This window comes from Adhaeribacter aerolatus (genome assembly GCF_007991635.1).
Taxonomy (GTDB): domain Bacteria; phylum Bacteroidota; class Bacteroidia; order Cytophagales; family Hymenobacteraceae; genus Adhaeribacter; species Adhaeribacter aerolatus.
The window spans coordinates 29027-50274 of sequence record NZ_BJYS01000036.1 but is presented as its reverse complement, the minus strand read 5'-3'; the positions used below and the strand labels follow the sequence as shown (position 1 = coordinate 50274).

At 45.4% G+C, this 21248-nt stretch carries 16 protein-coding genes; 10 read left to right on the top strand and 6 right to left on the bottom strand.

Translation table 11 applies throughout. The annotated features are described in order from the left end of the window. Positions 1 to 10: 10 nt before the first annotated feature. Positions 11 to 844 (top strand): UbiA family prenyltransferase, encoded by an 834-nt coding sequence (locus tag AAE02nite_RS20540; RefSeq protein WP_246151204.1) that lies wholly within the window; start codon positions 11 to 13, stop codon positions 842 to 844. 180 nt (positions 845 to 1024) lie between these two features. Here AAE02nite_RS20540 and rho read toward each other — a convergent pair whose 3' ends face one another. After that, positions 1025 to 2884 (bottom strand): transcription termination factor Rho, encoded by a 1860-nt coding sequence (rho, locus tag AAE02nite_RS20535; RefSeq protein WP_146902393.1) that lies wholly within the window; start codon positions 2882 to 2884, stop codon positions 1025 to 1027. Positions 2885 to 3156: 272 nt separating this feature from the next. Here rho and serS point away from each other — a divergent pair, with 272 nt between their 5' ends. Continuing rightward, positions 3157 to 4428 (top strand): serine--tRNA ligase, encoded by a 1272-nt coding sequence (gene serS, locus AAE02nite_RS20530; RefSeq protein WP_146902389.1) that lies wholly within the window; start codon positions 3157 to 3159, stop codon positions 4426 to 4428. Between the two features lie 112 nt (positions 4429 to 4540). Here the strand turns inward: serS and AAE02nite_RS20525 are convergent, their stop codons facing one another. Further along, entirely contained in the window at positions 4541 to 5527 is a 987-nt protein-coding gene (locus AAE02nite_RS20525; protein WP_146902386.1) for a glycosyltransferase family 9 protein, read from the bottom strand. Continuing rightward, positions 5527 to 7245, bottom strand: a complete 1719-nt coding sequence (gene polX / locus AAE02nite_RS20520) for a DNA polymerase/3'-5' exonuclease PolX (RefSeq protein WP_146902383.1) — start codon at positions 7243 to 7245, stop codon at positions 5527 to 5529. Before polX ends, AAE02nite_RS20525 begins: the two co-directional genes overlap by 1 nt. 189 nt (positions 7246 to 7434) lie before the next feature. Between polX and AAE02nite_RS20515 the strand changes: the two genes are divergently transcribed. The 5 genes from AAE02nite_RS20515 (at position 7435) to AAE02nite_RS20495 (ending at position 11638) form a co-directional block, all read left to right on the top strand. Further along, the gene (locus tag AAE02nite_RS20515) at positions 7435 to 7839 is read left to right on the top strand and encodes a hypothetical protein (RefSeq protein ID WP_146902380.1); all 405 of its coding nucleotides are present in this window, start codon (positions 7435 to 7437) and stop codon (positions 7837 to 7839) included. Between the two features lie 59 nt (positions 7840 to 7898). Beyond that, positions 7899 to 8303, top strand: a complete 405-nt coding sequence (locus AAE02nite_RS20510) for an EVE domain-containing protein (RefSeq protein ID WP_146902377.1) — start codon at positions 7899 to 7901, stop codon at positions 8301 to 8303. Between the two features lie 58 nt (positions 8304 to 8361). Next, positions 8362 to 9930 carry a hypothetical protein gene (locus AAE02nite_RS20505; RefSeq protein WP_146902374.1) on the top strand — a complete coding sequence of 523 codons (1569 nt, stop codon included), beginning with the start codon at positions 8362 to 8364 and terminating at the stop codon, positions 9928 to 9930. A gap of 227 nt (positions 9931 to 10157) precedes the next feature. Then, positions 10158 to 10709, top strand: a complete 552-nt coding sequence (pyrR, locus tag AAE02nite_RS20500) for a bifunctional pyr operon transcriptional regulator/uracil phosphoribosyltransferase PyrR (protein ID WP_146902371.1) — start codon at positions 10158 to 10160, stop codon at positions 10707 to 10709. A 2-nt stretch (positions 10710 to 10711) separates the two neighbouring features. Continuing rightward, a complete protein-coding gene (locus AAE02nite_RS20495) occupies positions 10712 to 11638 on the top strand; it encodes an aspartate carbamoyltransferase catalytic subunit (RefSeq protein WP_146902368.1) in 927 nt (308 codons plus the stop codon). 994 nt (positions 11639 to 12632) lie between these two features. On the opposite strand, the gene AAE02nite_RS26970 is transcribed toward AAE02nite_RS20495, so the two are convergent. The 3 genes from AAE02nite_RS26970 to AAE02nite_RS20480 all read right to left on the bottom strand — a co-directional run bounded on the left by AAE02nite_RS26970 (position 12633) and on the right by AAE02nite_RS20480 (position 17701). Further along, positions 12633 to 14144 carry an OmpA family protein gene (locus AAE02nite_RS26970; protein WP_146902365.1) on the bottom strand — a complete coding sequence of 504 codons (1512 nt, stop codon included), beginning with the start codon at positions 14142 to 14144 and terminating at the stop codon, positions 12633 to 12635. Positions 14145 to 14562: 418 nt separating this feature from the next. Next, entirely contained in the window at positions 14563 to 16044 is a 1482-nt protein-coding gene (locus tag AAE02nite_RS20485; RefSeq protein WP_146902363.1) for a TolC family protein, read from the bottom strand. A 367-nt stretch (positions 16045 to 16411) separates the two neighbouring features. Beyond that, the gene (locus tag AAE02nite_RS20480) at positions 16412 to 17701 is read right to left on the bottom strand and encodes an aminopeptidase P N-terminal domain-containing protein (RefSeq protein ID WP_146902360.1); all 1290 of its coding nucleotides are present in this window, start codon (positions 17699 to 17701) and stop codon (positions 16412 to 16414) included. A gap of 188 nt (positions 17702 to 17889) precedes the next feature. Between AAE02nite_RS20480 and AAE02nite_RS20475 the strand changes: the two genes are divergently transcribed. The 3 genes from AAE02nite_RS20475 (at position 17890) to AAE02nite_RS20465 (ending at position 20985) form a co-directional block, all read left to right on the top strand. Continuing rightward, positions 17890 to 19023, top strand: a complete 1134-nt coding sequence (locus tag AAE02nite_RS20475; RefSeq protein WP_146902356.1) for a glycosyltransferase family 4 protein — start codon at positions 17890 to 17892, stop codon at positions 19021 to 19023. Between the two features lie 61 nt (positions 19024 to 19084). Beyond that, positions 19085 to 20323 (top strand): M16 family metallopeptidase, encoded by a 1239-nt coding sequence (locus tag AAE02nite_RS20470; protein ID WP_146902353.1) that lies wholly within the window; start codon positions 19085 to 19087, stop codon positions 20321 to 20323. Positions 20324 to 20340: 17 nt separating this feature from the next. Continuing rightward, positions 20341 to 20985, top strand: coding sequence for an O-methyltransferase (locus tag AAE02nite_RS20465; RefSeq protein WP_146902349.1), 645 nt, complete (start codon positions 20341 to 20343; stop codon positions 20983 to 20985). The last annotated feature ends 263 nt before the right edge of the window (positions 20986 to 21248 follow it).

The window sequence follows — 21248 nt, the reverse complement described above, 5'->3', positions numbered from 1 at the left end:
GCTAAAATTAATGCGAATACCTTTTTCGGTGTACCTGATGCCGGTGTTCTGGTTTGCGCTGAGCGTAGTTACTGATTATTCGGTGGGTAAAGTGGTTGCTGTATTTCTGATAATTCATTTGCTGGTTTACCCGGCCAGCAACGGTTATAACTGTTACTTCGACCGCGACGAAAGTAGCATTGGGGGCTTGAAACATCCCCCCAGAGTTACTAAAAGTCTTTTCTGGTTGGTCTCGTTATTCGACGGGCTGGCTATTTTAGGAGCCTTGTTTGTTTCTATACCTTTTGCCGTTTGTATTGCTGTTTACCTGCTGGTTTCAAAAGCTTATAGTTATGATAAAATACGCCTCAAAAAATACCCTTTTATCAGCACAATAGTTGTCATCATTTTTCAAGGCGCTTTTACTTTTCTAATGGTGCAACTGGGCATTGGTGTTGGTACGGCAATAATTACCAGCCCTACTAATTTAATATTTGCCGCCGTTAGCTCTTTATTTTTATGTGGTTCTTACCCGCTCACCCAGGTTTACCAGCACACCGAAGACGCCCAACGGGGCGATAAAACCATTAGTTTGTTATTAGGTATCCAGGGCACTTTTATTTTTTCCGGTCTCAGTTTATTTGCCGGTACCGCCTTGCTGCTATATGCTTTCTTCTCTACTAATCAGCAAATAAATATTCTTATTTTTCTGCTTTGCACGGCTCCCGTAGTGTTTTTCTTTAACCGGTGGTTTTGGCGGGTCCGACAGAACCGCGCCGAAGCTAACTTCGAAAACACCATGCTGATGAACAAAATCTCTTCGCTGTCTATCAGCCTGGCTTTTATTCTGATGATAATATTTTAAGGTTGCCCACTATGTTGCGGAGGTTACTTCCGTACCTTCCATAAATAGCAAAGCGAGCACGGAAGTAACCTCCGCGCTAGAAAAACCCTATAAAATTGGATTGACTAAACAGTTGAGTAAAATAAATAAAAAAGCCCGGCTGCATTGCTACAACCGGGCATCCATAAATATTTGAAAATATTAACTATTCATCGAAATCAGGAACTCATCGTTGTCTTTGGTGCCTTTCATGCGGTCTTTCAGGAACTCCATGGCCTCTACCGAGTTCATATCCGACATAAACTTACGCAGAATCCAAACGCGGTTCAGTTCGTCTTTGTCCATCAGCAAGTCTTCGCGACGGGTACCCGAAGCCGGCACATCAATAGCTGGATAAATACGACGGTTCGCCAGCTTGCGATCCAGTTGTAATTCCATGTTACCGGTACCTTTAAATTCTTCAAAGATAACTTCATCCATTTTAGAACCGGTATCAATCAGGGCCGTGGCAATAATGGTTAAAGAACCACCATTTTCTACGTTACGGGCCGCACCAAAGAAACGCTTGGGCTTGTGTAAAGCATTGGCATCTACCCCACCCGATAATATTTTACCGGAACTAGGTACTACAGTATTATACGCACGGGCTAATCGGGTAATCGAATCCAACAAAATTACCACATCGTGCCCGCACTCTACCATGCGCTTGGCTTTATCTAATACAATGCTGGATATTTTAACGTGGCGCTCGGCCGTTTCGTCAAAGGTAGAAGCTATTACTTCGGCCTTCACGTTCCGCGACATATCGGTTACTTCTTCCGGACGCTCATCAATTAACAAAATCATGAGGTAAACTTCCGGGTGGTTTTCTGAAATAGCGTTAGCAATTTCCTGTAATAACACCGTTTTACCGGTTTTAGGCTGCGCCACAATCATACCACGCTGGCCTTTACCAATAGGGGCAAATAAATCCAGTATACGGGTTGATAACAGCGAAGATTTGGTGCTCAGGTTTAAGCGTTCTTCCGGGAACAAAGGCGTTAAGTGCTGGAACGGAATCCGGTCCCGGATTTCTTCGGTGGTCCGGCCGTTGATCGATTCCACTTTTAACAAAGCAAAATATTTCTCACCTTCTTTGGGTGGACGAATCTGGCCTTTAACGGTATCGCCGGTTTTTAAGGCAAATAATTTAATCTGCGACGGCGACACATAAATATCATCGGGGCTAGCCAGGTAGTTATAATAGGTAGAACGCAGGAAGCCGTAGCCGTCCTGCATCAGTTCCAGTACCCCTTCGTTAATAATTACGCCATCGAATTCTTTAAAAGTAGCAGCATTAGGACCGCCAGCCTGGCCGCTTGCATTGCTTTGGTTAGCACCACCTTGGGGTTGGTTAGGCCGCCGTTGCTGAAAATTAGGATCCCGGTTTTCGCGGGGTTGCTGGACTTGCTCCCGTACCGGCTGGTTTTGTTCGCGTCCGTTCTCCCGGGTTGGTACTGGTGCCTGGGCTGGCACTTCCCGGGGTGCCTGGGGCTCCCGTAACTGCTGGGGTTCGCGTGGTGCCTGGGCCTCCCGGTTTGGTTGCGGTTCGCGGGGTGCCTGGTTTTGCTCCCGCACCGGTGGTTGTGAGGTCGTCTCCCGCGGCTCCCGTAGTTCCCGGGCCCGTGGTTCCCGGGCTGGGCGGGCTTCGTTCGTATCGCGGCGCGGCTCTGGTTGCCGGCGAACCGGCGGGCGGCTGGGTGCTTCGGCTGGTATTTCCGGCGCCGTTACAACTCTTGCCGGTTCCGCTACCCGGGGTTCTTCATCAAATATAACCGAGGTTTGCACGGGGGTAGCCGCGGCTGCAACAGGTTCGGGCGCTGCTTCTACGGGTTCAGGTTTACGGGCAGGAGAGCGGTATTTTTTGGGCAGTTTTTCGGGAGGGGTAATGGCCTGCTGATCCAGGATTTTATATATTAAGTCTTGCTTGCTGAGTTTGTTGAAATTGGTTACACCAAGGTCTTCAGCAATTTCTTTAAGTTCTGAAAGCAATCTGTCTTTCAATTCTTCAATATTGTACATACAGAAATTAGGTAGTTATAAATATTTTGTTCACAGGATTGCAGGAGGCAACAGGAGTGAATGTTTCAGGAAAAGTGGTTATAGTTCGTTAGGATGAACCAGGAAAGACGGTTCGTTCATTATTAGCACTACAATGTTATAGTAATGCAACCTAATTACCAAATAATACGCTTACTTTTATCTAAAATGTTTCAATTTTTTATTTAATATTTTCAGCGTGCAGCGGCACTATATAAAAAAGTATATTTTTGCACGCTTAAAAGTGTTATACCATGTTACAGATAGCGGTAATACGAGAACAAACCGACCAGGTTATTGCGGGCCTGCTGAAGAAAAATTATAAAAATGCGGCCGACGAGGTAGCTGCCATTTTAGAACTGGACCAGCGCCGGCGCACCACCCAGGCCGAGCACGACGAAGTGCAGGCCCGGGCCAATGTTTTGGCGCGCGAAATTGGCGGCTTAATGAAAAGCGGCGACAAAGCCGGGGCTGAAACCCTGAAGTCCGAAACAGCTGAATTAAAAAATAAAGCCAAACAATACCTGGAAGAACTCTCGTCTATTGAAGAAAGCTTACAAGCCGCCCTTTTAAAATTACCCAATACCCCGCATGCCAGCGTACCCGAAGGTAAAACACCCGAAGATAACGAGGTAGTGTTAGAACACGGCTCAATTCCCAATTTACCCGAAACTGCACTACCCCATTGGGAGCTGATTAGAAAATACGATATCATCGACTTTGAACTCGGCAACAAGATTACCGGGGCCGGCTTCCCGGTTTATAAAAACAAAGGCGCCCGTTTGCAAAGAGCTTTAATCAATTTTTTTCTGGATGAAGCCACTAAAGCGGGTTATACTGAAGTGCAACCTCCTATTCTGGTAAACGAAGCATCGGGCTACGGCACCGGGCAGTTGCCCGATAAAGATGGCCAGATGTACCACGCCACCGCCGACAATTATTACCTGATACCTACGGCCGAGGTGCCTATTACCAATATGTACCGCGACGAAATAATTCCGCGCGAACAATTACCCATTAAAAATGCCGGGTATACGCCGTGCTTCCGGCGCGAAGCTGGTTCGTGGGGCGCGGATGTGCGCGGCCTGAATCGCCTGCACCAGTTCGATAAAGTAGAAATTGTGCAGATTCAGGAGCCGGAAAAATCGTACGAGGCGCTGGAACAAATGAGCCAGCACATTCAAAGCTTGCTGCAAAAACTGGAGTTACCGTACCGGGTTTTACGCTTATGCGGCGGCGATATGAGCTTTACCTCGGCTATAACCTACGACATGGAGGTTTATTCGGCGGCCCAAAAGCGGTGGCTGGAAGTTAGCTCCTGCAGCAATTTTGAAACGTACCAAGCCAACCGCTTAAAGTTGCGTTACAAAGGCGAAAACGGCAAAACGCAGTTATTGCACACGCTTAACGGTAGCGCACTGGCTTTGCCCCGAATTGTAGCGGCCATCCTGGAAAACAACCAGACCTCCGAAGGCATTAAATTACCCCAAGTGTTGCATTCTTACTGCGGATTTGATAGGATATAATTTAAAAATATTCATAGCTCATCTTAAAGCAAAAACGCCGTTGGGTTGTACCAGCGGCGTTTTTATTTTAGTACATTTTATAACGGTACCCCTGAACTGAATATTTTTAAAATTAGGGCAAGGTAAACTCAAACTTAATTTCCCGCATACATTTAAAATGCCCCTGCGGACAGGCTGCATAGCCAATTTTAGAACAAGGACGACACAGAATATTGCGGTTTTCCAGCACGGTAAAATCGGTGCGGTACGGGTACATGCCAAATTCCGGTACGGTATTGCCCCAAATACTGAATATTTTCTTCTTAAAAGCGGCGGCAATGTGCATCAGACCGGTGTCATGGCTAAAAACGAATTCGGCTTGCCGCACCAAAGAGGCCGATTGGTTTAAATTATATCTCCCGCAGGCGTTGAAGATCGTTGTTCGTTGTCCGTTGCTCGTTAATCGAGAAGATTGTTCGAAATATTGCCGGATAGCCTCGCCGGTAGCACCGTCTTCTTTGCCGCCTAATAAAATAATGGGGCGGTTAATTTTCTCGCAGAGTTCTATTATACGCGCTACGGGTAAGCGCTTAGTGGCGTGCTGGGCACCAATGGCCAACGCTACGTAGCCGGTTTGGTGGCTGAGCGGCAACGAGGATTTAGTTACTTCATCCGCAGCCGGGATAAAATAATCTAACCCTAAGCCATCGTTCTTAACACCTAATTTAGCGGCGGCGGCTAAGTACCGATCTACAATGTGGACATCGGGTAACAGGTATATTTTTAGATTTACCAGCAGCCATTTCTGAATATTCAGTTTATCGAAGCCTTTGGCCGGCACGCCAAGTTTAAACCGGATGAGGCGCGTACGTAAATTATTGTGCAGATCTACAACGTAATCAAACTTTTCGGCCTTTAACTCGGATACTAAATCGTTCAGCTTTTCGGGCAGGTAGTGTATTTTATCTATATAAGGGTTGTGCGCTATCAGGGCTTTGAAATTGGGTTTGGTGCAATAATGTACTACAGCGCCGGGTACCTGCTGCTTCAGCGCCCGGATGACGGGCGTGGTCAGCACAATATCGCCAATGGAAGAAAAGCGCAGGATTAATATTTTCATCAGGAAGCCAATATTTCTACGGCTCGTTTTTTCCGGGCTTCAAAATGGCTGGCAACCGCTTCCGCCGACCAGGCATTAAAGGTCATCTCGCGGGTTAAGCCGCCTTTGCGGCCCATAAATACGCCGTAGCGCATATCGTCGTAACCGGCCATACTGTGCGCATCTGGGTTTAAACTTAGTTTTACACCTTTTGCTAAAGCATATTCTACCCAACGCCAATCCAAGTCTAACCGCCACGGGTTCGAATTTATTTCAATGATAACTTCGTGCTCGGCGCAGGCATCAATTACGGCTTTGTGGTCGATGGGGTAACCTTCGCGGCGCAGCAGCAATCGCCCGGTAGGATGCCCCAGAATAGTGGTATACGGATTCTCAATGGCACCTATTAACCGGTTAGTAGCCTTGGTAATATCCATTTTTAAATTGCTGTGAATAGAAGCTACTACAAAATCGAAAGTAGCCAATACCGCATTGTCGTAATCCAGGGAGCCATCGGCCAGAATATCGGATTCAATGCCTTTAAAAATAATGAAGGGCGCTAACTGGCGGTTGAGTTTTTCTATTTCGCGGTGCTGCTCTTTTACCCGGAACTCCTGTAAGCCGTTGGCATAAAAAGCGGACTTAGAATGGTCGCAGATGCCCAGGTAATCGTAGCCTTTATCGCGGCAATGAACCGCCATTTGTTCTAGGGTATGCACGCCATCGCTGTAGGTGCTGTGGTTGTGCAAAATACCCCGCAAATCATCCTCGGTTATTAGTTCGGGCAAAGCATTTTCGCGGGCCAGCAATATTTCGTTGGTGCCTTCGCGCATTTCGGGTTGTACAAACGCCAGGCCGGCTCTTTCGTAAATGGCTGCTTCAGAGGTAAACTTCTCCTTTCGGGTCAGCTGCACCAAACATTCCGATTCGTTGAATAAAGCTGATAAATGCGCTTCGGAACCGGTTTGTAAGAATAATTCGTTCGTAAAACATGCATCCGGCACTATCTTTACTTCCAGTGCCAAGCCAGCGGTATTTTCCCGCCCCCGCCAAATAAATGGTCCCGAGCGGTGTTCCTCGAAGGTTAACTCGGGCACGGCGGCCAAGGCCTGGAATACCGGGTCTGGATTATTTTGGCCAATCACTAACAGCAAAGTCTGAATAATTTCGAGTCGCCGGCGCACTTCGCCGGCTGTTTCTACCAGCTCAGTGTTTAAAGTTTGCCGTAGGTAATCGCGCAGGTGCAGCGCCAGGGGTTCTATTTCGGCGTAAAGCACTTTCCCTTTGCTTTCCTGGGTGTAGAGCAAAGCATTCTTGATAGTTTCCTGGGTTTTAGCGCCAAATCCTTTTAAGGCAGCAATCTGGTTGTTTTCGCAGGCTTCCAGCAAGCCTTCGGTGGTGGTTACCCCTAAATCTTTCCAGATAGCCCGGATTTTTTTAGGCCCAATACCTTTAATGCGCAGCATTTCGACCACGCCCGGCGGGGTGGCTGCTACAAATTTATCCAGATCGGCAAATGAACCCGTTTCAGACAACTCCACAATTTTGCCGGCCAGTGCTTTACCAATACCTTCAATGCGCTCCAGTTGGTCGGCCGTTAAGCCCACCAACGGCGATTCCAGCCTTTCGAGCACGGCTACGGCGTTGGTATAGCTTCTTATTTTAAAGGGGTTTTCGTCGTGCAGCTCCATCAGCGAAGTAGCCAACCGGAAAGCCCGCACTATATCTTTATTTTCCAAGGATGCAGCTTAAATCTTTCTACAAATATAGGCAATTCTGGCTTACTCGCTTATGCTTGTTAGGTTAACCAAGGCTTTCCGGCCCAAGTAAGCGCCGCACCTGCCGCCTGAATAAAATTTAAATTACTTTATTATAATTGTATATTAGCAACAGAAGTTAACTTAAACCAGTTATACTTTTTACGTTTCATGCACACTAAATATATCTCGGGCTTAGTTTTAACTTTATTTTGCTTAATGGGTACTACCTGCCGGCAGGCGCCCGAAGCGTTAGATCCGTTTTACGATAAAACCTGGTTACACGCCGTGGAAGAAGACAGCGCGGAGGTAGAAGTTTACCGGCCCAATACTTACGCTTTTCCGCCTTCGCGGGGCCGTACCGGTTTTAGTTTAAGCGCCGACGGCACTTTCCGGCTTTTTACTATTGCGCCCACCGATGGCCTGGAAGAGCACCCGGGCCGCTGGAAAAAAGTTAAAGACGACGTATTACGCATCCGTTTTGCGGCCGAGCAACCCGAAGGCTTCGACTTACAAATAATTTCGTTAGCCCCCGATTTACTTAAAATTAAAAAAGTACCTACCAAAGCTCCCTGATTATCGGCATATTTGCCACCGTTTAAAAATTAATTTTTACTTAGAGATTTATTTAAAACATGCAATACTGGTTAGTTAAATCAGAACCGGAGGCCTACTCGTGGGCCGATTTAGTAAAAGACGGTAATACTGCCTGGACCGGGGTCCGGAATTATCAGGCCCGCAACAATTTAGGCCAAATGAAAAAAGACGATTTAGTACTTTTTTACCACAGCGTTTCGGAAAAAGCCGTAGTAGGAATAGCCCGGGTGGCACAGGAAGCTTACCCCGATAGCACCACCGACGATGCCCGCTGGGTAGCCGTGGATTTGGCACCCGAAACCAGTTTAAAAAAAGAGGTTACCCTGGACCAGATAAAAAAAGATTCGCGTCTGGAAAATATCTCTTTGCTAAAGCAATCCCGGTTATCGGTAATGCCGTTAAAACCAGAAGAATTTGACTTAATACTGGGAATGAGCAACTAAACGTTTATTAGATAAATAACTCCCGGTTTCTTGTTTCCTGTAAATTTCAGGCCCTGGTATGATAAGATTAGCTTTAAAAAAACTAGCCGCTGCTATTGCCTTTATGGGGTTCCTGCTGCCTTATATCAGTTGGGGGCAGGAGACTGAGGGACCAAACCAGGAACCAGACCAATCGGTACGCTTGGAGTTAGAAGAAAAATCTTTCGAAAAAAATATTCATGTTTTTCCGCTACCCGATAGTACCATTTTGGTTTACAAGCAACCCAATTTTGGTTCTTTTAAAGAAAAGCATTCTTTTCAGCGGTATTCCAAGGGCCTGAAACTTCTCTGGACCAGCGACCTGGAGCTGGAAGACCAACCCGACTTTCACCAGTTTTACGCCAGCGGTAATTCCATTTACCTGTTGTATCTCGAAAATGTGCCGCGGAAGTTTTTCATCCTGAAGATGAATCTTAAAACCGGTGCCCACCAAAAAACTAATTTTAATTTAAAAAAACAGGAAGATTTAGACGCCGATATTAAGCTGGACCATTTTCAGGTACTAAACGGCAACTACTTTATATCAGCCCATAGTTCGCGCAACTCGCTGGTTATTCATATAAACGAAGCGACCAAAGATATTAAAACCATACCGGCTTTGTACGACCAGGAAAATGCGTTGGAAGAGTTTCACATGGATACGCTGGCTAACCGGGCCGAATTTATTTTATCGGAGACCAACGGTATAAAAGGCCGGCTGCAGGTAAAACGCTTTACCCCGGCCGGCAATTTATACAGCAATACTTTGTTACAACCGCCATTTGGCCGCAACCTGGTTTCGGCGCAGCTAACGCCCGGCGACAGCCTGCAAAAATTGGTAATTGGTACTTATAGCCACCGCGATACCCGCTACGCCCAGGGCTTTTTTTCAAGTGCTTTAACCACTCCCGATTCGCTCCGGTACATCGATTTTATTCAGACCAAGCACTTTTTCGATTTTCTGAGTAAACGCGCCCACCGCAAAGTTTACCAAAAAGCCGAACGCTTTAAGAGTCAGGATAAAGACTTACGCCACCGGTACCGCTTGCTTTTTCACAATCTGGTGCAACAGGACGGCGTTTATTATTTATTTTCCGAAGTTTTTCAGCCCCAGGGCGGCAGCAATAATTTGTACCGCTGGCCGGGTTACTACAGCCGCATTTATGGCTTCGACCGCTACTTTCCGTACCCCAACGCTTATGGCCGAAATACCCCGGATGCCAGCGAATACCGGTACTCGCACGCGGTACTGTGTGCTTTTGATAAAAACGGAAAATTACTCTGGGACAACAGCTTTGTTTTAAAAGATGTAGTTCGCAATAATTTGGGGCAAACCACCTACTTTGCTTTTACCGGCGAACAGATAGCCATGGCTTATCTGCACGAAGAAGAAATCCGCTACAAAGTTTTTACCCGCGACAGCACTTCGGCCAACGATTTATCGGTGCCGCTGGCCGGCAATAATCCCCAGGAAAAAGTTACCTCGGTAGAAGACGCTGGTTTTGTGCATTGGTACGGTCCGCATTTCTTAGCTTTTGGTTTTGGGCGCATAAAACCTCCTAAAAGCGCCGCCCGCGAAGTTTTTTTCCTGAACAAAGTATCGTTTTAAATCTTGTCCTTGGTTTCATAACCATATTTAGGATAATAGATTACAGGAACAGTATACGGTACAAGTAGTTATATTATACCGAATGAATATTTCTGGGGGCAATATTTGCCCGACCTTAGCAACAGATTAGTTAAAAGCAGCGCGTTTAATCAATCCGGATTCGGTTAATTTTGAATTTAAATTTTGCCCCTGCTATCTAATATTTATATTTGCGCAAGAATACCGCCATGCAGAAAAGACTTATCGTAAGCGATCAATTGTTGGACATTATGCTCCAGCGGCTGGCCCACCAGCTCATCGAAAACCATGTAGACTTTTCTGAATCTGTTATTCTGGGTCTGCAGCCCCGCGGCATTTACCTGGCCGAGCGTTTAACGCAAAAACTACAGCAAATATTGGGGTTCCCCGCCCGGACCGGCCAGTTAGATATTACTTTCCACCGCGATGATTTTAGGCGGCGCGAAAGCCCGATAACGGCCAATGCTACTAAAATTAATTTCCACATCGAAAACCAGAAGGTAATTCTGGTAGATGATGTTTTATACACGGGCCGCTCGGTGCGGGCGGCACTGGATGCCATGATAGCTTACGGCCGTCCGGCTAAGGTAGAATTGCTGGTGTTAATCGATCGGCGGTATACCCGTCATTTACCCATCGAGGCCATGTACGTGGGCAAATATGTAAACTCACTGCCTTCCGAAAAAGTACTGGTGGAATGGAAAAGTCCGGAAAAGGCAGAAGATAACGTCTGGCTTATTACTAAAAACGAAGAATTGTAAGCATGCAACAATTAAGTGTCCGGCATTTACTCGGAATTAAAGATCTAACCCCGGCCGATATTTCCTTAATATTTGAAACGGCCGACAACTTTAAAGAAGTACTCAGCCGGACCATTAAGAAAGTACCTTCGCTGCGCGATATTACCATTGCCAACGTATTTTTCGAAAACTCTACCCGCACCCGGCTTTCTTTTGAGCTGGCCGAGAAAAGATTATCGGCCGATGTTATTAACTTTTCGGCGAGTGGCAGTTCCGTAAAAAAAGGTGAAACTTTGCTGGATACGGTTAATAATATATTGGCCATGAAGGTAGATATGATTGTGATGCGCCATGCCAGTGCCGGTGCTCCGCATTTTCTATCACGCCACATTAAAGCCAATATTGTAAATGCCGGCGACGGCACCCACGAACATCCCACCCAGGCGCTGCTCGATTCTTTCTCTATCCGTGAAAAGTACGGCGAAGTAGCCGGCAAAAAAGTAGCCATTATTGGCGATATTCTGCACTCGCGGGTTGCCCTGTCTAATATTTTTGCTTTAAAGAAATTAGGGGCCGAAGTAATGGTTTGCGGTCCGATTACTTTGCTGCCGCGCTATATTTCGGAACTGGGGGTAAAGGTAGAACTGGATGTCAGGAAAGCCCTGGCCTGGTGCGATGTGGCCAATGTTTTGCGTATACAGTTGGAGCGGCAGCAAATGAAATATTTTCCTTCGCTCCGGGAATACACCTTATATTATGGCATCGACAAAAAATTACTCGACAGCCTGGATAAAGAAATAACCATCATGCACCCGGGCCCCATTAACCGGGGTGTGGAACTCAGCAGCGATGCCGCCGACTCCCAACATTCTATTATTCTGAACCAGGTAGAAAACGGCGTTGCTATTCGGATGGCGGTATTGTATTTACTAGCTTCACAGGTAGCTTAACTAAATTACCTTTTGTTATCGCAAACAGTACGGTTAAATTTAACTTTATTCCTTTTCGTACTTTATTTCCTATAATTTGGTAGCTTACAAGCTTTCCATATTAAGGATATTTGTCCTTTCTGACACTTACCCCTACCTTCTTCCGGCAATTTTTTTTTGCTGATATTTTCAGGGGCTCTTATTTGCTAGAAACCTTAAATACCGTCTAATTTAAGAAGAAGCCGTTTCGCATTTTAAGAATTAGCTCGTCAGTAGCCCTTGCCGTTTGTTTTCACCGGCAATTAGCCGGGCAAGAGCTTTAAGATTGGCGGTGATAACACCACCAATGCCGACCATTCTTGCTTTTAGTTTAAATAAGACTTTCGCAAAATGGTTTTTAACATTGTAAATCCTCCCCCTTGCCCCCTCCAAAGGGGGACTTTGGATAATTTTGCGAAAGTCCTGTTAAATATTTAACAGCTTCGATAGCAGGTTACGACAAATCTGCGTTTCCCTAAATTTTATTTTTAATCCGTTTCCTGCGCTGGTGTCCTCACCCGTGTTTCTTCTTTTTCGGCTGCTGACCGCAATCCTTCAAATTCTAAATAGCGCTAATAAACTGCTTTATTTCCGGTTCAAAAGGGCACAAACCGAGGAGCGTGCATCTCTATGTAATTACATCAAAACAGAATTATTAGTGCGCGTAACATAATATAGCGCTATTGCCGGTGAAGGTTTCCTGCCGGCCTCTGGCCGCTAACTTAAATTATTAAACAATATTTACGATAGCAGTTTTGCCATAGTATTGGCATGGTCTAAATCTTTCTCATTTCCTACAATGCATCCATATTTTATTTAGGCATTAGCGGCAAAAAAACAAGGCGCATCTACGGACACGAACAGCTGCTACTTCTGTTTTGCCTTAACAAATATTAAAATAAAAAAGAGCCGCCGGAGAATCCTCCGGCGGCTCTTCTGTATTAATCCTTAATATTTTACAGGATTAATTTTAAGGTTATTCAACTACGAGTTCAACTTGTGCTCTTCGGTTCAGCGCTCGACCTTCAGCCGTTTCGTTGTCGGCACGTGGTCTGGACTCACCGTAACCTACCGTAGTTACACGTTCTTTGCCTAGTCGGCCTCTGGCAGTCAGGTAACGGGCTACAGCGGCGGCTCTTCTTTCAGATAAGCCTTGGTTGTATTCGTCGGTACCAGTTGCATCAGCGTGACCAGAAACGTTTACAGTAAACTCAGGGTTAGCTTTCAGGAAGCGAACAACTTGGTCTAAAGTTCTGAAAGAAACTTTTCTTAATACCGCTTTGTCGAATTCGAACTGGATGTAAGTAGTATCTTTCAGGGTTCCACGACCAACACCACGTGGGATTGGTTTACGCAGTGGGCAACCAGTAGAATCTACTTGGGTACCAGCAGGAGTATCTGGGCACTTATCAGCAGCATCAGCTACACCATCAGCATCAGCATCAAGCGGACAACCAGTGGCATCTACTTGGGTTCCGGCTGGAGTGCCTGGGCATTTGTCGTTTTGGTCAGCAACACCGTCGCCGTCAGCATCTGGGCAGCCTTGTAAAGCAGCAGTACCTGGTTGGTCTGGGCACTGATCCTGAGCATCAGCTACACCGTCACCATCTTTATCTGGGCAACCATTCAGGTTAGCAACACCGGCTACATCTGGGCAGTTATCCTGGTAATCTGGCACACCGTCTTTATCGGTATCAACCGGACAACCATTTTCATCAACTTTTACACCAGATGGGGTGTCAGGGCATTTGTCTTTTCTGTCAGGCACACCGTCCATGTCGGTATCTTTTGGTTTACCCAAAGCAAAGGTTAAACCAAAGTTGTGCTGTAAGAAACGGTCCGGACGTTTGTCACCAGCACGTTTGAAACCATCGTACTGGTCGGTGAAGGTATAAATCTGGCCAGTTTGGATAAAAGCACCTAGTCTTTCGGTAATACGTAGACCAATACCGGCAGCGCCAAAGGCAACACCGTGGCTTAAATCACCGTCGGTACCGCGGTTAGCAGGCTGGTTTTCGCCGAACAAGCCGTGCGCACCTTTACCAGATACATCTGAAAATGCACCACCGTAACCTAACATCAGGTAAGGCTGAATAAAGGCATCTTCTTTCAGAATCTTGCCATTGTTCATCTTTAATTTGAAAGCGCCAATAATATTGCGCGTTTCACCGTCGAAGTACATGTTTCTTGGTCGGCCGGCAGCATAAACACCACCTTGTACGTTGTTGTTGTAGTCGATGCGAGCGCCACTGAATTGGGCCACAAAGTCAAACGAAGGGCTTAAATAACGGGAAATGCTTAAACCGCCACCCGTACGACCCTGGCCGAATTCGAACCACTCTGTACCTAAGTTACCTTTGTATTGGTAAACGCTGGCAAAACCTGATACAGCCCATTTATTGTCGGCATTTTGTGCCTGGACAGAGGTAGCCAAAAAGGCACTAAGCAAGAATGCCATTGCTACCATTTTGTTTAGAACTTTCTTCATAGTTTGTAGTTTAGTGTGAAAACTGAAAAAATTAATTAGAGTTATAAATAATAAATATTAAGTTTTGCGTATATACCCCGTTTACAAAAAAATGTTGCCTTTATATAGCAATTTCCTTTTATGGTTTTTATGTACGGGTAAAAAAGCAGTAAGATTTAATAATATTATGCCTTTTCTATTTTAATTTTTAAAACCCGGCTTTACAGTTACGTTCTGTAAAAACTTTCCGGCACTTATTTGCCTCCTTATTTTACTTTTAATGGCCGCAAATATAGAAAGATAATATTTACCCGGTAGTCTTTCTGTTAAGTTCTTCTAAAATTACAACTGCAAAAAAATTTCTCATTCGCTGTTTATTTTTAGTCAGGTATTGAAAATGAACCCTTTATCCGGGAGTAAAAATTTATTAAAGGCTAATCTACTCAGCTATTATTGGTTTATTTAACTCAAAATCGTACAACGTTATTTGCCGCAGGTTATAATAAGCCATCCAGAAATTACGGAGGGCGCTTACATAACTACGTGTAGCCTTGTCTCTTTCTTCGGTAGCTACGTTTAAATCCAGAATGCCAATTTGCCCGTCCAGGTAGCGTTCCTTGGTTAAGGTGTAGCGCTTTTCAGCTATTTCATCGGTGCGTTTGGCCACCGCCATCTGGTTGCGCAGTACCTTAAAGCGCTTTACATTCAAATAAATATCCTGGTCGAAGTTAATCCGCTGCTGCTCTACGTTGGCTTTTACGAGTTCCTGGTTGGCCTTGGCCGTACCCAAACGCGCATCCGAACGGCCCCAATCCATTACCGGAATATTAAAACCAATCCGCAAACGTTGCTGTTCGGAGAGTTGCTGGTAAACATCGGGTATATTTTTGGCTTGCTGGGTAAGGCCAAAAGAGGCAAACAAGCTGGCCGTAGCCCCGGTCTCACCTTTGGCCCGGGCCATGCTCATCTCGGCTTCCAGTAACTCGCGCTTAAAACCAATTATGCGCTGCCGGTACTTATGGGCTTGCTCCAGGGCAAATTTCTCGTCTACCGCAAATTCCGGAATCTCCGAGGGTGGTACCAACATAATGGGTTCATCATCGGTTAAGCCCAGGTATATTTTTAGGCGTAAGGTACTACCTTCCACATCCAAAGTGGTTTGCTCCAGGTTTTGCCGCGAGTTTAATAAACTTAGCTCAATCTGCAGCAACTCATTTTCGGGCATGCTGCCTTTACTAAACCGTTCCTGCGCGTTTTTATACAATATTTCGTTTGTACTGACATTTTTTTCGGCAATCTGGAGACTAATCTGGCTGAGTAATAAACTAAAGAAGTGGCTCGTGGCTTCTTCGGCAATGCCTTCCATGCGTTCCCAGTAATCGCGCCGAGCCTCTTCGTAGCGTAAGGGCTGCACCTTATTCTCCCATTTTAGCCACCGGTACCCAAAAAACGGCTGATTAAAAGTAATGGTAGCCGGCACTGCTGTATAACGCCGGGGAATTCGCTCCTTGCCTTCTATAAAATCATCGAACCGGTTAATATTACTGTTGATGGAAATATAGCCGCCGGTAAACCATACCTCCTGCCCCAGCGATAAAGCCAAAGCAGAAGCCGCGCTATGGTTGGGTTGTGGAATTATGCTCCCGTTTGGCTGCAATACCGGTACAATATTTTTATTATACTCCGGTAAATATCCGTTTAGGTTTAACTGGGGTAAGAAATTAGCTTTAAAAGATTTGTACTGCCATTGCTTGTTCTCGAACAAAACTGAAGTGTACCGGTAACTGGGCGAGTTTTCTTTGGCCTGCCGGACCACCTCCGCCAACGTAAAAAGGCGCATTTCCGGTTTTACCTGACCCAAAGCAGGCAAGGCTCCGAAAAAGAGGAAGAAGCAAACTAAGTAAATAAAAACTTTATACATGTAACTTAGCCGGTAAGCTATCCGAAGGGGGTGAAAATTATTTTGTTAAGTAGGCAGCCCCGAACCTGATAAATAAAACTTTATTCCACCCAAACATTTGCTTTATTTACTCGGTAATCCTAGTTTCTCTAAAGAAACCAGGAATGAGGGGCTGCCCCTAAAAGTTAACAATAATCAATACTTAATAAACCAATATTATAATCTAATTCTGAAGCAATTCTGTAGCTGTTAACTCCCCTAAAATTATTTCAATCCTTACTTGTGCAGCTTATAGTTTGCGGAGCTACCAGCCTAAAATAAAAAGACAGGTATCGCGCGGGGCCATATCTGTCTCGTATTAAAGCATTAAAAAAATTGTTCTCTAAAATCAGCTTTGCATGAGTCGCTCAATCTCTTCGGGTTCCAGCGGAATATTCTGCATTAAATCTACGGGGCCGCTGTGGGTTACCAGAATATCGTTCTCCAGCCGGATTCCCAAGCCTTCTTCGCGGATATAGATGCCGGGCTCGCAGGTAAAAACCATGCCGGGCTCAAATGGCCGGTATTTATTGCCCACATCGTGTACGTCTAAACCCAAATGATGCGAGGTGCCGTGCATAAAATATTTCTTGTACAGCGGCTTATCCGGATCTTGATTTTTAACGTCGCTTTCGTTCAGCAAGCCCAGTTTTATCAGTTCGTTTTCCATAACCGTGCCCACAAACGAATGGTACTGGTCTAAAGTATTACCGGGCACCAGCATGTTGCGGGCCGTTTTGAGTACGTGCAGCACCGAATTATATACCTCTCTCTGGCGCGGCGTAAATTTACCGTTTACCGGTACCGTGCGGGTCAGGTCGGCGGCGTAGTTGGCGTATTCGGCGCCAAAATCCATCAGCACCACATCGCCGTCTTTACATTCGCGGAAGTTATCTACGTAGTGCAGGATGCAGGCGTTAGCGCCGGAAGCAATAATAGAACCGTATGCTGGTCCGCGGGACCGGTTGCGGATAAACTCGTGCACAATCTCCGCTTCAATTTCGTACTCCATCACGCCCGGCTTAATAAATTTAAGCAACCGCAGAAAAGCTTTTTCGGTAATTCTACAAGCTTTTTTAATTAACTCTATTTCAATATCGGATTTAACGGCCCGCAGGTGATGCATAATAGGGGCGCTGCGGTGGTACTGGTGCAGCGGGTAGGTTTCGCGGCACCATTTTAAAAAGCGGGCATCGCGGGTTTCTACCTCTATCACCGCCCGCAAATGTTCGTTGGTGTTCAGGTATACGTTTTCGGCTTCGGCCATTAACGCATTAAAAACCTGTTTAAATTCTGAGGTCCAGTAAATGGTTTTAATACCCGATACTTCCCGGGCTTCATCTTTTGTTAATTTATAGCCTTCCCAGGTTAATATATGGTCGTTGGTTTCGCGCACGAACAGAATCTCGTGGTGCTTTACATCTTTCGCATCCGGAAACAACAGCAAAATACTTTCTTCCTGGTCTACGCCGCTTAAATAAAACAAATCGCTGCTTTGCCGGAAAGCCATGGTTCCGTCGGCGTTGGTGGGCATAATATCGTTCGACTGAAAAACAGCCAGCGAACAGGGCTTTAAACGGCTGCAATATTGCTTGCGGTTCTGGACAAATAAGTCGGCGTTAATACGTTCGTATTTCATAGGAGCATCATAAATTTTAGGCAATTAGCCGGAAAAACCAGCAATTTTTCGGCCAAATAAATACCGGTAAAACTAAGTAACTAAGCAAATATTAGCAGCATCTTTCAGAAATAAAAGTTAAACAACCGGTATAAATATTAAATATCAACCAGTAAGCTTAATTTTGCCCGCTTAACCCCGTAACCTCTATGAGAATAGGCCTGGACGCCAAAAGAGCTTTTAATAATACCTCCGGCCTGGGCAATTACAGCCGTTTTGTTATTTCGGGTTTAGCTGAATATTATCCGCAGGATGAATATTTCTTGTTTACACCCCGCGTTTCCGAAACATTCCGGCAATTTTATGCTACCTCCGACCAGGTAAAAATAATAACACCCACCAACTGGCACAAAGCATTGCCGGCCTTGTGGCGTACCTTTGGTTTAGGAGCCGACCTAAAAAAACAAGATATTAAGCTTTATCACGGCCTGAGCAACGAATTACCGGCTGGCCTGCCGCCTAACTTAAAACAGGTGGTTACCATTCACGATTTAATTTTTATCCGGTACCCCGAGTTGTACAAACCCATCGACCGGCAAGTGTATCATTATAAATTCCGGTACGCCTGCCGCCGGGCAAATAGAATTATTGCTATCAGCGAACAAACCCGTCAGGATATTATGCAGCATTATAATATTCCAGAGGAGAAAATTGAGGTTATTTACCAGGATTGTAACCCCATCTTTCATCAATTATTACCCGCCGAAAACCTGCAATTAATTAAACAGAAATATAAGCTACCCGATACTTTTATATTATGCGTAGGCACTTTGGAGCCGCGGAAAAACCAGTTGCAATTGCTCCGGGCCTGGCACCAGGCCGGTCTTGCTGCTGATTTACCGGTTATATTTATTGGCCGCGCCACCACTTATAAAAAAGAACTAGAGGCTTTTATCGGGCAAAACAATCTAGTCCAACGCGTAATATTTCTGCCTTATATTCCCACCGAAGAATTACCGGCGATTTACCAGTTAGCTTATTTATTTGTATACCCCTCGGTTTTCGAAGGTTTTGGTATTCCAATCCTGGAAGCGTTGAACAGCGGCGTGCCGGTTGTCACCTCTACGGGTTCATGTTTTAGCGAAGCCGGCGGCGAAGCAGCCCTTTACGCCGAACCGAATAATATAAGCCATCTTGCCGATTTATTGAAGCAGGCAGCCCAAGACCAGCAATTAAGAGCCGACATGATCCAAAAAGGTGTAGAACAGGCAACCCGTTTCCGTCCCAGAAAAACCATTACCCAAATCCATCGGCTTTACATAGAACTGCTCGCGGGCAAATAAGCCGGTTTAAACGGTTTTCTCTTTAATATTTCGTACCTTTGCCCTCCCAAATTTATATTGCATGCCTGATTATCAACTGCATACTTTGCCTAACGGCATTCGTATTATTCATAAACAAGTTACCCATACCAAAATTGCCCACAGCGGCTTTATGCTGGATATTGGCAGCCGCGACGAAAAGCCGGAAGAACTGGGTATTGCCCATTTCTGGGAGCACATGGCGTTTAAAGGCACCAAAAAACGCAAATCGTTTCATATTCTCAACCGCCTCGAAACGGTGGGCGGCGAACTAAATGCCTATACCACCAAAGAAAAGCTGTGTTTTTATGCTTCGGTATTGGATAACCATTTCGAAAAAGCCTTCGACCTGCTGACTGATATCACTTTTAACTCCGTTTTTCCGGGCAAAGAAATAGAAAAAGAGCGCGGCGTTATTCTGGAAGAAATGGCCATGTACCTCGACACGCCTGAAGACGCAGTGATAGATGAGTTTGACAATGTTATATTTGGCAATCACAGCCTGGGCAATAATATTTTAGGTACCCGCGAAAGCGTATCGGGCTTTAAAAAAGCTGATTTTCTCAAGTTTATTCAGGACAACATGAGTACCAATCGGCTGGTTTTCTGTTCGGTGAGTAATTTACCTTTCGATAAAGTTTTAAAACTTAGCCAGAAATATTTGGCACCGCTGCCCCGCATCGAGAGCAGTCGCGAGCGGCAACCATTTAGCCAGTACCAGCCCAACCGGGTAAACCTGGAAAAACCCATTACCCAGGCCCATTGTATGATAGGCTGTCCGGCTTATGCCCTTGCGGACGAAAAGCGAATTCCGTTTTTTATGCTCTCTAATATTTTAGGTGGGCCTGGCATGAACTCGCGGTTAAACCTGGCGGTGCGCGAAAAACACGGGTTGGTTTATACCATCGATGCCAACTACACTACTTATATCGATACCGGCTTGTTTGGCATTTACTTTGGCACCGAAAAAAAACAGCTAAACCGAACGACCTCGCTGGTATTAAAGGAACTTAAAATATTGCGCGAAAAGCCTTTAGGCACGGTACAACTACATACCGCCAAAGAACAACTCATGGGCCAACTGGCTATGGCCGAAGAAAGCAATATTGGTTTAATGATGATGCTGGGCAAAAGCATTCTGGACCTGGACAAAGTGGAAACACTGAACGAAATATTCGACCAAATCCGGGGCATAACGGCCAAACAACTGCAGGATATTGCCAACGAGGTTTTGCACGAAGACAATTTAAGCTACCTGAATTACATACCGGCTAATAATTAGACATTAAAATACTTGTTATGGATTTTCTCTCCAAAGAGCTTCAGGAATATGTATTGCAGCACACCAGCCCGGAGCCGGAACTGTTGCAGCGGCTAAACCGCGAAACTTACTTAAAGGTGTTAATGCCCCGTATGCTTTCGGGGCATTACCAGGGCCGGGTGTTGGCTATGTTGTCGCACATGATTAAACCCAAGCAAATATTGGAGATTGGCACTTACACCGGCTACTCGGGTTTGTGTTTGGCGGAAGGTTTAGCCCCGGATGGACAGTTACATACCATAGATATCAACGACGAACTCGAAGACTTGGTCCGGAAGTATGTAGCGGAAGCCGGGCTGGAGAACAGAATAAAATATTACCTCGGCAATGCCCTCGAAATTATTCCTACCCTAGATATTCAATTCGACCTGGTATTTATTGATGCCGATAAAATTAACTACAGCCGCTACTACGACCTGATTCTGGAGAAAACCGTTGCGGGTGGTTTTATCCTGGCCGACAATGTGCTCTGGAGTGGCAAAGTAGTGCAGCAACCGTGTAAAAAAATAGACAAAGACACCCAGGCTATCCTGGATTTTAACCAAAAAATACAGCAGGACGACCGGGTAGAGAACGTGCTTTTGCCGCTCCGCGACGGGCTGTTGCTAATGCGCAAAAAGTAAGGCAATAAGTTTTATAAAGCGCTCGTTCAGAAATATATAAGAAAATTATATTGCTATTTTCAGGCTTTACTTCTTACTTCCTATTCTTCTAATTTTAGCATATTTCAACGGCTTTGCTAAAACAACTACATTTGCAACTTATTCATTCTATGCAATTTGGTGTATCAACCTTAAAGAGTTGCTTTGGATAACTTGTGGATAAATTGTAGATAAGTAATCACCCGAAAAATTCCTGATTCGGCACTAAATCTGCTATTTTGTTC

What these genes read in the sequence shown, in the direction of transcription:
- AAE02nite_RS20540 (WP_246151204.1), top strand. Translation starts at nt 11, where the DNA reads ATGCGAATACCTTTTTCGGTGTACCTGATGCCGGTGTTCTGGTTTGCG.
- rho (WP_146902393.1), bottom strand. Translation starts at nt 2,884, where the DNA reads ATGTACAATATTGAAGAATTGAAAGACAGATTGCTTTCAGAACTTAAA.
- serS (WP_146902389.1), top strand. Translation starts at nt 3,157, where the DNA reads ATGTTACAGATAGCGGTAATACGAGAACAAACCGACCAGGTTATTGCG.
- AAE02nite_RS20525 (WP_146902386.1), bottom strand. Translation starts at nt 5,527, where the DNA reads ATGAAAATATTAATCCTGCGCTTTTCTTCCATTGGCGATATTGTGCTG.
- AAE02nite_RS20515 (WP_146902380.1), top strand. Translation starts at nt 7,435, where the DNA reads ATGCACACTAAATATATCTCGGGCTTAGTTTTAACTTTATTTTGCTTA.
- AAE02nite_RS20510 (WP_146902377.1), top strand. Translation starts at nt 7,899, where the DNA reads ATGCAATACTGGTTAGTTAAATCAGAACCGGAGGCCTACTCGTGGGCC.
- AAE02nite_RS20505 (WP_146902374.1), top strand. Translation starts at nt 8,362, where the DNA reads ATGATAAGATTAGCTTTAAAAAAACTAGCCGCTGCTATTGCCTTTATG.
- pyrR (WP_146902371.1), top strand. Translation starts at nt 10,158, where the DNA reads ATGCAGAAAAGACTTATCGTAAGCGATCAATTGTTGGACATTATGCTC.
- AAE02nite_RS20495 (WP_146902368.1), top strand. Translation starts at nt 10,712, where the DNA reads ATGCAACAATTAAGTGTCCGGCATTTACTCGGAATTAAAGATCTAACC.
- AAE02nite_RS26970 (WP_146902365.1), bottom strand. Translation starts at nt 14,144, where the DNA reads ATGAAGAAAGTTCTAAACAAAATGGTAGCAATGGCATTCTTGCTTAGT.
- AAE02nite_RS20485 (WP_146902363.1), bottom strand. Translation starts at nt 16,044, where the DNA reads ATGTATAAAGTTTTTATTTACTTAGTTTGCTTCTTCCTCTTTTTCGGA.
- AAE02nite_RS20480 (WP_146902360.1), bottom strand. Translation starts at nt 17,701, where the DNA reads ATGAAATACGAACGTATTAACGCCGACTTATTTGTCCAGAACCGCAAG.
- AAE02nite_RS20475 (WP_146902356.1), top strand. Translation starts at nt 17,890, where the DNA reads ATGAGAATAGGCCTGGACGCCAAAAGAGCTTTTAATAATACCTCCGGC.
- AAE02nite_RS20470 (WP_146902353.1), top strand. Translation starts at nt 19,085, where the DNA reads ATGCCTGATTATCAACTGCATACTTTGCCTAACGGCATTCGTATTATT.
- AAE02nite_RS20465 (WP_146902349.1), top strand. Translation starts at nt 20,341, where the DNA reads ATGGATTTTCTCTCCAAAGAGCTTCAGGAATATGTATTGCAGCACACC.